General features: G+C 37.2%; 12 protein-coding genes and 2 pseudogenes. 11 read left to right on the top strand and 3 right to left on the bottom strand.

Going from position 1 to position 12,240, the window contains the following annotated elements:
* Positions 1-12 precede the first annotated feature (12 nt).
* From racE to ANG_RS03600, 10 genes are all read left to right on the top strand, one after another.
* Complete coding sequence (gene racE / locus ANG_RS03555) at positions 13-807, top strand: glutamate racemase (protein WP_003038626.1); 795 nt, start codon at positions 13-15, stop codon at positions 805-807.
* Positions 804-1,790, top strand: a complete 987-nt coding sequence (locus tag ANG_RS03560; protein ID WP_003038538.1) for a nucleoside-triphosphate diphosphatase — start codon at positions 804-806, stop codon at positions 1,788-1,790. Before racE ends, ANG_RS03560 begins: the two co-directional genes overlap by 4 nt.
* Complete coding sequence (locus tag ANG_RS03565) at positions 1,766-2,287, top strand: metallophosphoesterase (protein ID WP_003038560.1); 522 nt, start codon at positions 1,766-1,768, stop codon at positions 2,285-2,287. Before ANG_RS03560 ends, ANG_RS03565 begins: the two co-directional genes overlap by 25 nt.
* The gene (gene cbpB / locus ANG_RS03570) at positions 2,284-2,745 is read left to right on the top strand and encodes a cyclic-di-AMP-binding protein CbpB (protein ID WP_003038545.1); all 462 of its coding nucleotides are present in this window, start codon (positions 2,284-2,286) and stop codon (positions 2,743-2,745) included. The genes ANG_RS03565 and cbpB overlap by 4 nt, the downstream gene beginning before the upstream one ends.
* Positions 2,742-3,473 carry a site-specific tyrosine recombinase XerD gene (gene xerD, locus ANG_RS03575; protein ID WP_003038552.1) on the top strand — a complete coding sequence of 244 codons (732 nt, stop codon included), beginning with the start codon at positions 2,742-2,744 and terminating at the stop codon, positions 3,471-3,473. Before cbpB ends, xerD begins: the two co-directional genes overlap by 4 nt.
* On the top strand, positions 3,473-4,183 hold the full coding sequence (locus ANG_RS03580) for a segregation/condensation protein A (RefSeq protein WP_003038518.1): 711 nt from the start codon (positions 3,473-3,475) through the stop codon (positions 4,181-4,183). Before xerD ends, ANG_RS03580 begins: the two co-directional genes overlap by 1 nt.
* A complete protein-coding gene (gene scpB, locus ANG_RS03585; RefSeq protein WP_003031630.1) occupies positions 4,176-4,742 on the top strand; it encodes an SMC-Scp complex subunit ScpB in 567 nt (188 codons plus the stop codon). The genes ANG_RS03580 and scpB overlap by 8 nt, the downstream gene beginning before the upstream one ends.
* Positions 4,729-5,454 (top strand): pseudouridine synthase, encoded by a 726-nt coding sequence (locus ANG_RS03590; protein ID WP_003038616.1) that lies wholly within the window; start codon positions 4,729-4,731, stop codon positions 5,452-5,454. The genes scpB and ANG_RS03590 overlap by 14 nt, the downstream gene beginning before the upstream one ends.
* Positions 5,454-5,708 (top strand): membrane protein insertion efficiency factor YidD, encoded by a 255-nt coding sequence (gene yidD, locus ANG_RS03595; protein ID WP_003038614.1) that lies wholly within the window; start codon positions 5,454-5,456, stop codon positions 5,706-5,708. Before ANG_RS03590 ends, yidD begins: the two co-directional genes overlap by 1 nt.
* Before the next feature lie 347 nt (positions 5,709-6,055).
* On the top strand, positions 6,056-6,541 hold the full coding sequence (locus ANG_RS03600) for an acyl-CoA thioesterase (protein WP_003038557.1): 486 nt from the start codon (positions 6,056-6,058) through the stop codon (positions 6,539-6,541).
* Positions 6,542-6,907: 366 nt separating this feature from the next.
* Here the strand turns inward: ANG_RS03600 and ANG_RS03605 are convergent.
* The 3 genes and pseudogenes from ANG_RS03605 to trkA all read right to left on the bottom strand — a co-directional run bounded on the left by ANG_RS03605 (position 6,908) and on the right by trkA (position 11,319).
* Positions 6,908-8,144, bottom strand: a pseudogene (locus tag ANG_RS03605) (aminoacyltransferase).
* A gap of 381 nt (positions 8,145-8,525) precedes the next feature.
* Positions 8,526-9,966: pseudogene (locus ANG_RS03610) on the bottom strand (TrkH family potassium uptake protein).
* Between the two features lie 3 nt (positions 9,967-9,969).
* Positions 9,970-11,319, bottom strand: a complete 1,350-nt coding sequence (gene trkA, locus ANG_RS03615; protein WP_003038605.1) for a Trk system potassium transporter TrkA — start codon at positions 11,317-11,319, stop codon at positions 9,970-9,972.
* A gap of 340 nt (positions 11,320-11,659) precedes the next feature.
* Between trkA and ANG_RS03620 the strand changes: the two genes are divergently transcribed.
* Positions 11,660-12,172, top strand: coding sequence for a tRNA (cytidine(34)-2'-O)-methyltransferase (locus ANG_RS03620; RefSeq protein ID WP_003038561.1), 513 nt, complete (start codon positions 11,660-11,662; stop codon positions 12,170-12,172).
* Positions 12,173-12,240 lie beyond the last annotated feature (68 nt).

The raw sequence follows: 12,240 nt of genomic DNA on the forward strand, positions 1-12,240 counted from the left end.
AAAGAAGAACTTATGGATAATCGACCAATTGGTTTTTTAGACTCAGGAGTGGGCGGTTTGACAGTTGTTCGTGAATTGATGCGGCAGCTTCCACATGAGGAAGTGATTTATATCGGTGATTCTGCACGTGCGCCTTATGGACCAAGACCAGCAGATCAGATTCGCGAATATACATGGCAATTAGTGCAATTTCTTTTAACTAAAAATGTCAAAATGATTGTTCTTGCCTGCAATACAGCTACTGCTGTGGTTTGGGAAGAAATCAAAGAAAAATTGGATATTCCAGTTTTGGGAGTGATTTTACCGGGAGCTAGTGCAGCAATTAAAGCCTCTCAACATGGGACGATTGGCATTATTGGAACGCCAATGACGATTCAATCAGATATTTATCGGCAAAAAATCGAACGTCTCTTACCGGAAGTGGAGGTGACAAGTCTTTCTTGTCCCAAGTTTGTCCCACTGGTAGAGTCTAACGAGCTGTCGTCTAGCATTACGAAAAAAGTGGTCTATGAGAGTTTGATGCCGTTAAAAGGTAAGGTAGATACTTTAGTGCTAGGCTGTACGCATTATCCTTTGCTAAAACCAATCATTCAAAATGTAATGGGACCAACAGTGAAACTGATTGATAGTGGAGCAGAATGCGTGCGGGACATTTCTGTTTTGCTCAATTATTTTGAAATCAATCACAGCAGAGAAGGAGAACTTCCTCAACACCGCTTTTTTACAACAGCAAATGCGAAAAGTTTTGCTGAAATTGCAGAAACGTGGTTAAATAAAGAAATAAATGTGGAGCATGTGACCTTATGAGTAGCAAAATTTATGAGTATAAAGATACCCAAGATTGGTATGTTGGAGAATGGTCTCCCTATGGTGGTGGATTCTATTTTAAAGATGTCGTTTCAGAAGAATTGAGTCGCATGGAAGAAGGGCTCCGTCAATTAGTAGTTGAAGAGCAGTCTTTTTCTGTTGCAGTGATTCAATATAATTCCATAATGTCTTTTGTTCAATTTGTCCTGCAAATGATTAATGAAAATCAAGATTCACAGTTTCAGGCACAATTTCACAAGGGCGCTATTCTGATTACGGAAAAGGGACAGTTAGTTTTAGTGCATTTGCCTAAAAATGGGATTCAGCTGAATGATTTCTTTTCTCAGAAAAACTTGTCAGGTTTGACAGTCGGAGATACGATTTTAGTCGCTACTCGCAATGAAGGAAAAACTGCTGAATTTCGTAAAATATTTGAAAAATTAGGCTACAAAATTGAAAACCTGAATGACTACCCTGATTTGCCAGAGGTAGCAGAAACTGGGATGACTTTTGAAGAAAATGCTCGTTTGAAAGCAGAGACCATTTCTAAGCTGACTGGCAAAATGGTATTGGCGGATGACTCAGGCTTAAAAGTGGATGCACTAGGTGGTCTTCCTGGAGTTTGGTCTGCTCGCTTTGCTGGAAATGATGCAACAGACTTAGAAAACAATGCAAAATTGCTACATGAATTAGCAATGGTTTTCGACTTGAAAGATCGCTCTGCGCAGTTTCATACCACTCTGGTAGTGGCAAGTCCTGACAAAGAAAGTCTGGTCGTAGAGGCTGACTGGCCAGGCTATATCAATTTTGAGCCGAAAGGTGAAAATGGATTTGGCTATGATCCTTTATTTTTAGTAGGTGAAACAGGCAAAACATCTGCAGAATTAACAATGGAAGAAAAAAACGCTCAATCACATCGAGCTCAAGCAGTTCAAAAATTAGTGGAGGTATTTCCAACATGGCAAAACAAACCATCATCGTAATGAGTGATTCTCATGGAGATCGTGCTATTGTAGAAGAGATAAAGACCTATTATCTAGGAAAAGTAGATGCTATTTTTCATAATGGTGATTCTGAGCTGCCAAGTGATGACGAAGTGTGGCAAGGAATTTACGTTGTAGCAGGGAACATGGATTTCTATGGTGGGTATCCAGACCGTTTAGTGACAGACTTAAACGGCACCATTATTGCGCAAACTCACGGACATCTTCAACAGATCAATTTTGGTTTTCAAAAATTGGATCTCTGGGCACAAGAGGTAAATGCAGATATTTGTTTGTATGGGCATTTACATATTCCAGATGCGTGGATGGAAGGAAAAACACTCTTTTTAAATCCAGGTTCTATCAGCCGACCGCGCGGTGTTATCAATGAGCGACTTTATGCTAAGGTAGAGATTAGTGATGATGCATTTCAAGTGGACTATTATACGCGTCAACACGAACTGTATTCTCGCCTATCAAAGGAGTTTACTCGATGATTGCCAAAGAATTTGAAAATTTTCTCTTACAGCAAGAAGATACTTTTTTAACACCGGCAGAAAACTTGGCTGTTTTAATTGATACTCACAATGCTGATCATGCTATTTTGTTGTTGAGTCAGATGACCTATTCGCGAGTACCCGTTGTGACAGATCAGAAAAAGTTTGTTGGAACTATTTCGCTGACAGATATCTTGTCTTACCAAATGCAGCATGAAATCCCTGATGAGGAATTTATGACAACGGATATTGTTCACATGGCGAAAAAAGATGACCTGACAGTCGATCCGGATTTTACATTGACAGAAGTGCTGCATAAGTTAGTAGACGAGTCCTTCTTGCCAGTTGTTGATCGGGACAATACATTTCAAGGAATTATTACACGCAAATCTATCCTAAAAGCAGTTAATGCTCTTTTGCATAGTTTTGCGAATGAATACGAGATTCATCCAAAATGAAAGAAGAAATAACAACCTTTTTAGAAGGAAAAAATTTATCTGATAATTCAAAAACAGCTTATTTTTATGATTTGGAGCAATTCGTAGATGTGACCCATGCAAAAATTACAGAGACCAATCTGCGGATTTACCAAGCTTCTATCGCTGACTTCAAACCTTCTGTTCAAAAACGAAAATTATCTGCTGTCAATCAATTTTTGCATTATTTATATAAGCAACGATTGATTTCAGACTTTTATCGTTTGGAGTTGCCAAAAGTGGGAATCCCGAAAGAACATGATGCGGAAATTTTGGATTTGTCTGATTTTTATGCAGATACAAATCAATACAACGGTCGTTTAATTGCCTTACTTATTCTAGAAATGGGGCTTTTACCAAACGAAATTTTGCAGTTGAAGGTAGCAGATGTCAATCTGGATTTTCAGATTATTCGCATTGAGAAAGCAGGTCAAAAGCGCATTGTGCCCATTCCAGACCAGTTGATTGGAGAACTGGAAACAACTCTGGAAGGAACTTATTTGTTAGAAAAGAATGGGAAAAGCTATTCGCGGCAATGGGGCTTTCGTCAATTAGAAGCTTTTTTGATTGAAAAAAAACAAGCTGCTTTATCAGCTCAGAGTTTGCGGGAGCAATATATTTTACGTCAGCGAGAAAAAGGTGTAGAAATATATGAAATTGCGCGCAATTTAGGCTTGAAAACAATGATGACATTGGAAAAATATAGATAATGGACATAAAAATTAAAGATTTTGAAGGCCCATTGGACTTATTGCTTCATTTGGTGTCAAGATACCAAATGGATATCTATGATGTGCCGATTACAGAGGTCATTGAGCAATATCTGGCTTACGTAGCGACGCTTCAAGCTATGAAGTTAGAAGTGACGGGTGAATACATGGTAATGGCAAGTCAGCTCATGTTGATTAAAAGCCGAAAACTCTTACCCAAAGTAGCTGATAGCTTAGAAACTGAAGAAGATTTGGAGCAAGATTTGCTTTCTCAAATTGAGGAATATCGGAAATTCAAATTGTTAGGTGAGAAAATGGCGGAGCAACATGAAGAACGAGCTCTTTATTATTCCAAACCTAAAATTGAATTGGTGTATGAAGATGCAACATTGCTCCATGATAAGACAACGATTGATTTGTTTTTGGCTTTTTCTAAATTGATGACGCAAAAAAGAGAAGAATTTGCTCAAAGTCATACAACGATTGTCAAAGATGAATATAAAATCGAAGACATGATGGATGTGATACGTGAGCGCTGTTATTCTCAAGAAAAACTTGCTCTGCAAGCCATTTTTTCAGAAACAAAAGATATGAACGAAGTGATTACCTTATTTTTAGCGACATTGGAATTAGTAAAAGTTCAGGAAATTCAAGTGATACAAGAAGAAAATTTTGGGAATATTTATCTAATAGGAAAAAGAAATGAGTAAGTTAGCAGAGATTGAAGCCCTGCTCTTTGTAGCGGGCGAGGACGGCTTGCGTGTCCGTCAACTGGCAGAGCTCCTCTCTATGCCTCCTACGGGAGTGACACAGAGTTTGGAGAAATTGGCAGAAAAGTATCAAAAAGATGAAGATTCAAGTCTTGCCTTGTTAGAGACGTCGAATACTTATAAAATTGTTACCAAGCAAGATTTTGCTGAATTGTTGCGGGAATATTCAAAAGCCCCTATCAATCAAAGTTTATCAAGAGCTGCCTTGGAAACTTTGTCCATTATTGCTTATAAGCAGCCTATTACGAGAATGGAAGTGGATGAGATTCGTGGGGTCAATTCTAGTGGTGCGATTTCAAAGTTGCAGATGTTTGACTTGATTCGTGAAAATGGAAAAAAAGAAGTGCTAGGGCGCCCAAATCTTTATGTGACAACGGATTATTTTTTGGATTATATGGGAATCAATAGCTTAGAAGAATTGCCAATAGTAGAAGAGACAGAGTTAATAGCAGAAGAAAGTCAGCTATTTACTGAAAGGATAGAGGATGAGAATCAATAAATATATTGCCCATGCTGGGATTGCGAGCCGTAGAAAGGCAGAAGAGTTGATAAAACAAGGGCTTGTCACTGTGAATGGACAAGTTGTTCGTGAGTTGGCGACGACGATTAAGTTAGGTGATCGTGTTGAGGTCAGTGGTCAGCCGATTTACAGTGAAGAAAAAGTGTACTACCTCTTAAATAAGCCACGGGGTGTTATTTCAAGCGTGACAGATGACAAAGGTCGTCAAACAGTAGTTGATTTGTTACCAAATGTCACAGAGAGAATCTATCCAGTTGGTCGACTTGATTGGGATACGTCAGGTGCTTTGATTTTGACAAATGATGGCGATTTTACAGATGAGATGATTCATCCGCGAAATGAAATTGATAAGGTCTATGTAGCTCGTGTCAAGGGGGTGGCTGATAAAGAAGTTCTCCGTCCCTTGACCAAAGGTGTGGAAGTTGATGGCAAAAAAACCAAACCAGCGGTTTACGAAATTCTGAAAGTAGACCCGGTTAAGAATCGTTCGGTTGTTCAGTTGACCATTCATGAAGGACGAAATCACCAAGTGAAAAAGATGTTTGAAGCTGTTGGCTTGCAAGTAGATAAACTTTCTCGTACGCAATTTGGTCATTTGAATTTAACTGGTCTTCGTCCGGGTGAAGCTCGCCGTCTCAATAAAAAAGAGGTCAGCCAGTTACATAACCTAGCTGTGACGAAGAAAAAATGATGAAAAAAATCTTTATCGCACCAGTGCGTTTTTATCAAAAGTTTATCTCGCCAGCCTTTCCACCTTCTTGTCGCTATCAGCCGACTTGCTCAAATTACATGATTCAAGCGATTGAAAAGCACGGTGCTAAAGGTGTCTTAATGGGAATTGCACGTATTTTGCGTTGTCATCCTTGGGCAGAAGGAGGAGATGATCCTGTACCAGATGTTTTTAGTTTGAAGCGCAATTATGCAGAAGACAAAGAAAAAGGTTGAGACGCATCCTCTATAAAGAGGTCAACCAGAGATTCTTTATAAAATACTATAACTTAATAGTACAAATAAGAAAAACGAATAATTTTGACATTCTAACTAACAGAAAATCAAAGTTGCTCGTTTTTTGTATTTCTCGCTGGCCTTTTGTTGCTGGTTCATCTCATACTCAATGAAAATTGAAAAGTTTTAAAGGCATTCGCTGTGTGAAATCTAACTATCTTTTCTATAAAGTCAGCTTAGACGAACGATTAAACTATCTTGAATCTACTTCGTATTTACTCTTCATTTAAAGATTGATATAATAATCATGAAAGCGCTTGTAAATTTAATTTTAAAAAGGAGAACAAATGGTTTTGGAAACAAGAAATATTGCTATTCAAGGTACTTATGGTGAGCGATTCCAGCATTGTTGGGGATGCGGTCCTAAGAATGAGTCAGGCTTACATTTAAAAACTTATCCTAGTCTAAACGGAACTAGCTGCATTAGTAAGATAACACCAGCTCAACAGTATACCGGTGGTGTTCCAGCTAATCTATTCGGCGGTATGATTGCCATGATTTTTGACTGTCATGGTACCGCTTCAGCAGCCTGGTTTGCTCATCAAAATAAGGGCTTAGATTTGACAGAAGAAACGGTCATTGGACGATTTATCACAGCTCGCTTGGAAATAGATTATAAAAGTCCAACGCCCATTGATGAGGAAATTACGGTTATCTCTCGACTTGAAAAACTAGGCCAAAGAAAAGCCATTGTGGCAATGGAGATGACAGTAGCGGGTCAGGTGCGTGCCAAAGCTAGAATGGTAGCAGTCGCAGTGAAAGATAACATGTAGTATGTTTCGAAGATGAGACTACGCACTAAATTGTGGTTTCATTTAGTTCCTATACGGTAAACTTTAAAATAGTGCAAAAATGCTTTCTCTATAATATAATCAGAGTGAAAAATTATGGAATGTTAATTTGTCTCTAACATTCTTTTTTGTGTTTAAATAGAATCATCATAGCTTATCTGATAAGAAGTAGATAGTAAACCAATCTCAGCTGAGAATGAGTAAGAGTTATTGTTGCTTTTTGAGATGAACACAATAAATTGCTAATCACAAAGATCTCACTAGGATTACACACCTAATGAAGATTTTATATTGGTTTGCATGGTTTTTTAAGCAAGTGTAGCAAAACCATGGAAGGTATTTTAGGATTTATCTATTTAAAATTTTTTTAATTATCTGAATAGTTATATGTTTAAACTGGGAAGGATAATATCTAAAAGTTCCCATTTTTCTCAGGACATAACCATTGAAATTTTGTTTAAAACGAAGTACACTGTCAGAACCATCAAAATGACCAGTAATACCCAAAAGGTTGTAACAGGGAATACCTCGCTTGATTGATTCTCGCATTACATAATCTTGCAAAAGAGCGGGTGCGTAGAATTTGTTAAATTCAGGATAGGATTCAGAAAAGAGATAGACCGTTTCTTGGGGAGTGTATACAAAAAGACTGCCAGCTAATATTGTACTTTTGTCTCCATACTTTTTTAATAGTTGGTATGCTTCGTTTTTTCATATTTCAAACGTTTCAAATTGACTAGATAGTTCTCGAAATTGATTCAGTTTTTTTTTCAGAGGAATGGTTGTTTTCTTCAAGATAATCTTGTAGTAATTTAATCTTTTTAGATAATTCATTCTGATTATTTTGTAAATGCTCCAGATAATTTTTGAAATTTATGCTCGCTATAATAAATTCTGCATTGCTTCCAAAGCTATCATAAAATTTTTCATAATAATCTAAAGTCTTATCATTATAGTTGCGACGTTCAGAAGTTGATGAAGTAATCTGCTTAAATTTATAAAGCTCATTACGTTTAAGTTTATGCAGTTCTATACCAAATGTTTTAGCCTTTTTGACTAATGATTTTCCTTGTTTAGTAAAAGACTTTAGTAATGTTTCTTCTGTTAAGTCATCTAGGTCTTTTACAAAATGCCAATCACCTTCACCTCCAGGATAGTCCTTTTGCAAGCCATCAAATTGGTAATTCAGGTTGGTGAGCATAGATACAAGTTCCTTCTTTTCTGTACTAATGGGATCGCCTTTACTATTGAAGACTTGATAAATATCATAGGGTTTCACAACCAGCTCTATAGCATTTAATTGTTTTGCATAGATTTTTAACTCTTCATAGAATTTAGGCAAGAGCTCATAATTAGTGACAACAGGCCCAGAATTGATTTCTAGGTATAGACCACCTGTCATTTTTGTACTAAATAATAATGCTGATACTTGTAATTGATTGTTATCAAAGAAGCCAATGAACTCAACATTATATCCTCTTTTTTTCAATAGAATAGACATTTCTACGGATTGGATAAAGGATTTTCGTTTCGCTTTTTGATAATGTTGCTTAAATGCTTCTTTAGTAATTATTTCTAAAGGCATTGTTCTGTACTCCTTAATCATTTGTAGGTTAATAAACAGAGCTGGTGAAGCTACAGAATAAAATTATTTCTTATTTGAAAACGTTTTTATTTTGAACCATTTTATCACCCAGAATTTAACCTTGTCAAAATATTTGCTCTTGAATTTTAATATTGTGAGACTGTTGACTTACAAAATTTTGTATTTACAAAAGAATAGACAAACGAAGCCATAGGAAATTCAGGTTTCTTACGGCTTTTATTTATGACTTAGTTGATAAAAGAAAATAAAATAACAATCCAAAGGAGCATTTCCTCTAGAAAACAAAAGACAAACCTACCAAAATGGTGGTTTGTCTACAGTCTGAGATATTAGTTTTATGACCAGCGTTTAGGCGATATGCTATCGTTTGGACCATGTCTGTGGCATAAAGAGCAGGATCATTGGGTAAATCTCTAAACGCCCTGCAATCATGGCAAGAGAGAGTAAGAGTTTGGAAATAGGACCAAAGATGGCAAAGCTATCAGTTGTTCCTAACATTGGCCCAATGTTGTTGAAACAGCTAAGAACGGCACTGACGACTGTCATTAAGTTATTATTATCTAAACTAACGATGAAAATGAGAAAGATGATAATCATCGTATACAAAACGAGATATTTTAAAATTTTATGCTGAGTGTCTTTGTCAATGACACTATGATTGACGTGCAGAGTCAATACACGCTTTGGTGAGAGGGTGGACAATACTTGATTTTTAGCAATGCGAACTAGCATTAAGCAACGAACTACCTTTAAACCGCCGGCGGTTGAACCAGCAGAACCTCCTATGCACATGAGAATGAGGAGGATGAACTGAGAAAAGAGTGGCCAAGCCGTGATGTCTCCAAAACCAAAGCCGGTTGTAGTAATAATATTAGAGACTTGAAAAAATGAAATCTCCAAAGTTTGAGAGAGGTCTTGATAGATATGAAAGACATTAAGGCAGATGAAAATCGTTGCAGATGCTACAATAATGAGATAAGTTCGCAATTCTTCATCGCCAAAGGATGCTTTAAATTTCCTCAATAGTAAAAAGTAATAGAGATTGAAATTCACTCCAAAGATAAGTACTCCAAAACTGACTAGATACGTAATGAGAGAGCTGTTATAGTGAGCAATACCATCATTGTAAACTGCGAAACCTCCTGTTCCCGCTGTTCCCATGGCAATGATAAAACTATCAAATAAAGGCATTCCTGCCAGATAATAAATCACTACAAAAATAGCGAAAAGTGCTAAGTACAGCAAATAGAGAATTTGTGCAGTGTCCTTTAATTTAGAGACGACTTTACCAAAGACAGGACCGGGAACTTCCGCTCGCATCACCTCCAAATGGCTATTTTTATTATTTTCCATAATAGCAAGAGCAAAGACGAGTACTCCCCATACCTCCGATTAAGTGGGTAAAACTACGCCAAAAGAGTAAGGAATGTGACAAAACAGAGACGTCTGGTAAGATAGAAGCTCCAGTTGTTGTAAAGCCTGAACTGATCTCAAAGAAAGCGTCGATGAGATGAGGAATTTGTCCTGAAAAAACAAAAGGAAGCGCCCCAAAGAAGGACCAAAGTATCCAGCATAAGGCGACAATTAAAACCCCTTCCTTGGCATAAATGTGATGATTTTTAGGCTTAACAGCACTACCTAAAAGTCCAACTGCCAAGAGAATGCCAATTGTAGCGCTAATTGAGAGCAGGTTTTGATTGGGTTCATGATAGATAAATGCTACAATGAGGGGAATCAGTAGCAGTCCTGCTTCAATGATTAACAATTTTGAGAGGAGGAAACGAATCATACTTCTATTCATGGCTTACCTCTCTAACAAATCATATATTTGCGTGATATTTTGGATTAGTGTCGTGACGATGATTTGGTCGCCTATTTGAATGTGGTCTTCCCCCGTTGGGAAAATAGGTTTTCCATTTCGGATAATGGCAGCAATCAAGACACCTTTTTTCAGTTTGAGGCTGGAAAGTGGTCTTCCAGTCATTTTATTTTCTTCCTTTATTTGAAATTGCAGGGTTTCGATTTGTCCATTGGCAAGGTGGTGCATGGCTTGTAAATCAGAATATTGGGCATTCACACGTCCGCGGACAAAGTGCATAATCGTGTCGACAGCGATTCTCTTTGGTGTTACAATGCTTGAAAATTCCTGACTGTCAATGATTTCAAGCAAGCTAGTTCGATTGACTTTCGTGATATTTTTTTGCACGCCCATGCTTTCAAGGAACATCGATGAAATGATATTTTCCTCATCGACACCAGTCAAAGTGGCAACAGCATCATAGTGTTGCGCACTTTCTTCTAGCAGAATGTTTTTTGCAGTACCGTCACCTTGAACGATATGTAAATGTGGAAATTCTTGGCTAAACCATTCAGCATGCTTTGGATTGATTTCAATCACTTTCAGTTTGATTTTGCTATTTTTTAGAATATTGAGTAGGTAATAAGCAATCTTCCCTGCTCCAATGAGCATCAAACTTTTTATAACTTTTGGTCGAACGAAATTATGGAAAAGAATAACATCCACCCGATTTCCAGTGACATAGATTATATCATTCTGCAAAATGGTAATTTCACCATCTGGAATGAGCAATTGTCCATTGCGGTTAATGGCACAAATCAAGACATTGCCAAATTTTTTGCGAAATTGAGACATGGTCATCTGACAGAGGTCACTATTTTGCTTAACTTTAAATTCCATTAAGCTGACGCGTCCATTGGCAAATCGCTCAACAGAAAGCGCATTTGGAAATTCAATGATATTTGCAATATAGCGTGCTGCTAGCAATTCAGGGTTGACTATGAGAGAGAAACCAAGGATATTTTTTTCTTTAAAATAAGAATTTGAATACTCTGGGTTGCGAACGCGAACAATCGTTTCTTTTGCTCCCATTCTTTTAGCCAACACAGCTGATACCATATTGACTTCGTCATGCTCTGTCATGGCAATAAAAATATCGCAATGCGCTACATCAGCTTGCTCTAAAATTTTAAAATTGGCACCGTTACCAACAATGCCCATAATATCATAACGCTTGGTGATGCGATTCAGTACGGCTTCGTTTTGCTCAATGAGAATCACATCGTGTTTTTCAGCCACAAGTGAACGACAAAGTGCAGAGCCTACTTTACCGCCACCAACGACAATAATTTTCATGTTATACCTCCCAAGTATCCTATCCTATCATACTTTTTTTTACTAAAATTTCATCACTTTGAAGAAAGAAAAATGCATATTTTGTTTAAATAAGGTATTCTGATGAAACCGAGAAGATAAATTTTAAAAAATTACCAAATAATTAGGTTTTTTTATTGACATGTACAAAGAAAGTGATATACTAAAAAAGTACCTTCATTGATTTACCTCAAACCTGTTGTGATGTAAGTTAATGATGTCTTAACCACGCTGTCTGCTGAGCTTGACTCCGGGCAGTGTGGCTATTTTTTTGCTTGATAGCAATCATAGTTCACTAAGATAGATGAGAAGGCTATAACATATGACAACATTTCAAAATCACATTGTTCTTTTTGAACCACAAATTCCTCAAAATACAGGAAATATCGCACGGACTTGTGCGGCAACCAATTCACCTCTTCATATCATTTTACCAATGGGATTTCCGATTGATGACCGTAAGATGAAACGAGCTGGCTTGGATTATTGGGATAAGCTGGACATTACTTATTATGACAATTTAGAAGAGTTCATGAGTAAAATGGATGGACAATTGTATTTGATTTCTAAGTTTGCGGAGAAGGTTTATGCGGAAGAAAATTTTGCAACTGCTGGAAATCACTATTTCATGTTTGGGCGTGAGGATAAGGGATTGCCAGAAGATTTTATGCGTGATCATTCTGAAAAAGCCCTGCGTATTCCTATGAATGATGAACATGTCAGAAGTCTGAATTTGTCAAATACAGTTTGTATGATGGTGTATGAAGCCCTGCGCCAGCAAGATTTTACAGGATTAGATCTAGTACATCACTATGCACATGACAAATTAAAATAGGATTTCTTAAAAGAATGGACGACATCGGATAAAATGCTTGCTCTAGCAGGCTTTTTTTGTTATGATTA

Origin of the sequence: Streptococcus anginosus subsp. whileyi MAS624 (genome assembly GCF_000478925.1) — a bacterium.
Lineage (GTDB): Bacteria > Bacillota > Bacilli > Lactobacillales > Streptococcaceae > Streptococcus > Streptococcus whileyi.

What these genes read in the sequence shown, in the direction of transcription:
- racE (WP_003038626.1), top strand. Translation starts at nt 13, where the DNA reads ATGGATAATCGACCAATTGGTTTTTTAGACTCAGGAGTGGGCGGTTTG.
- ANG_RS03560 (WP_003038538.1), top strand. Translation starts at nt 804, where the DNA reads ATGAGTAGCAAAATTTATGAGTATAAAGATACCCAAGATTGGTATGTT.
- ANG_RS03565 (WP_003038560.1), top strand. Translation starts at nt 1,766, where the DNA reads ATGGCAAAACAAACCATCATCGTAATGAGTGATTCTCATGGAGATCGT.
- cbpB (WP_003038545.1), top strand. Translation starts at nt 2,284, where the DNA reads ATGATTGCCAAAGAATTTGAAAATTTTCTCTTACAGCAAGAAGATACT.
- xerD (WP_003038552.1), top strand. Translation starts at nt 2,742, where the DNA reads ATGAAAGAAGAAATAACAACCTTTTTAGAAGGAAAAAATTTATCTGAT.
- ANG_RS03580 (WP_003038518.1), top strand. Translation starts at nt 3,473, where the DNA reads ATGGACATAAAAATTAAAGATTTTGAAGGCCCATTGGACTTATTGCTT.
- scpB (WP_003031630.1), top strand. Translation starts at nt 4,176, where the DNA reads ATGAGTAAGTTAGCAGAGATTGAAGCCCTGCTCTTTGTAGCGGGCGAG.
- ANG_RS03590 (WP_003038616.1), top strand. Translation starts at nt 4,729, where the DNA reads ATGAGAATCAATAAATATATTGCCCATGCTGGGATTGCGAGCCGTAGA.
- yidD (WP_003038614.1), top strand. Translation starts at nt 5,454, where the DNA reads ATGAAAAAAATCTTTATCGCACCAGTGCGTTTTTATCAAAAGTTTATC.
- ANG_RS03600 (WP_003038557.1), top strand. Translation starts at nt 6,056, where the DNA reads ATGGTTTTGGAAACAAGAAATATTGCTATTCAAGGTACTTATGGTGAG.
- trkA (WP_003038605.1), bottom strand. Translation starts at nt 11,319, where the DNA reads ATGAAAATTATTGTCGTTGGTGGCGGTAAAGTAGGCTCTGCACTTTGT.
- ANG_RS03620 (WP_003038561.1), top strand. Translation starts at nt 11,660, where the DNA reads ATGACAACATTTCAAAATCACATTGTTCTTTTTGAACCACAAATTCCT.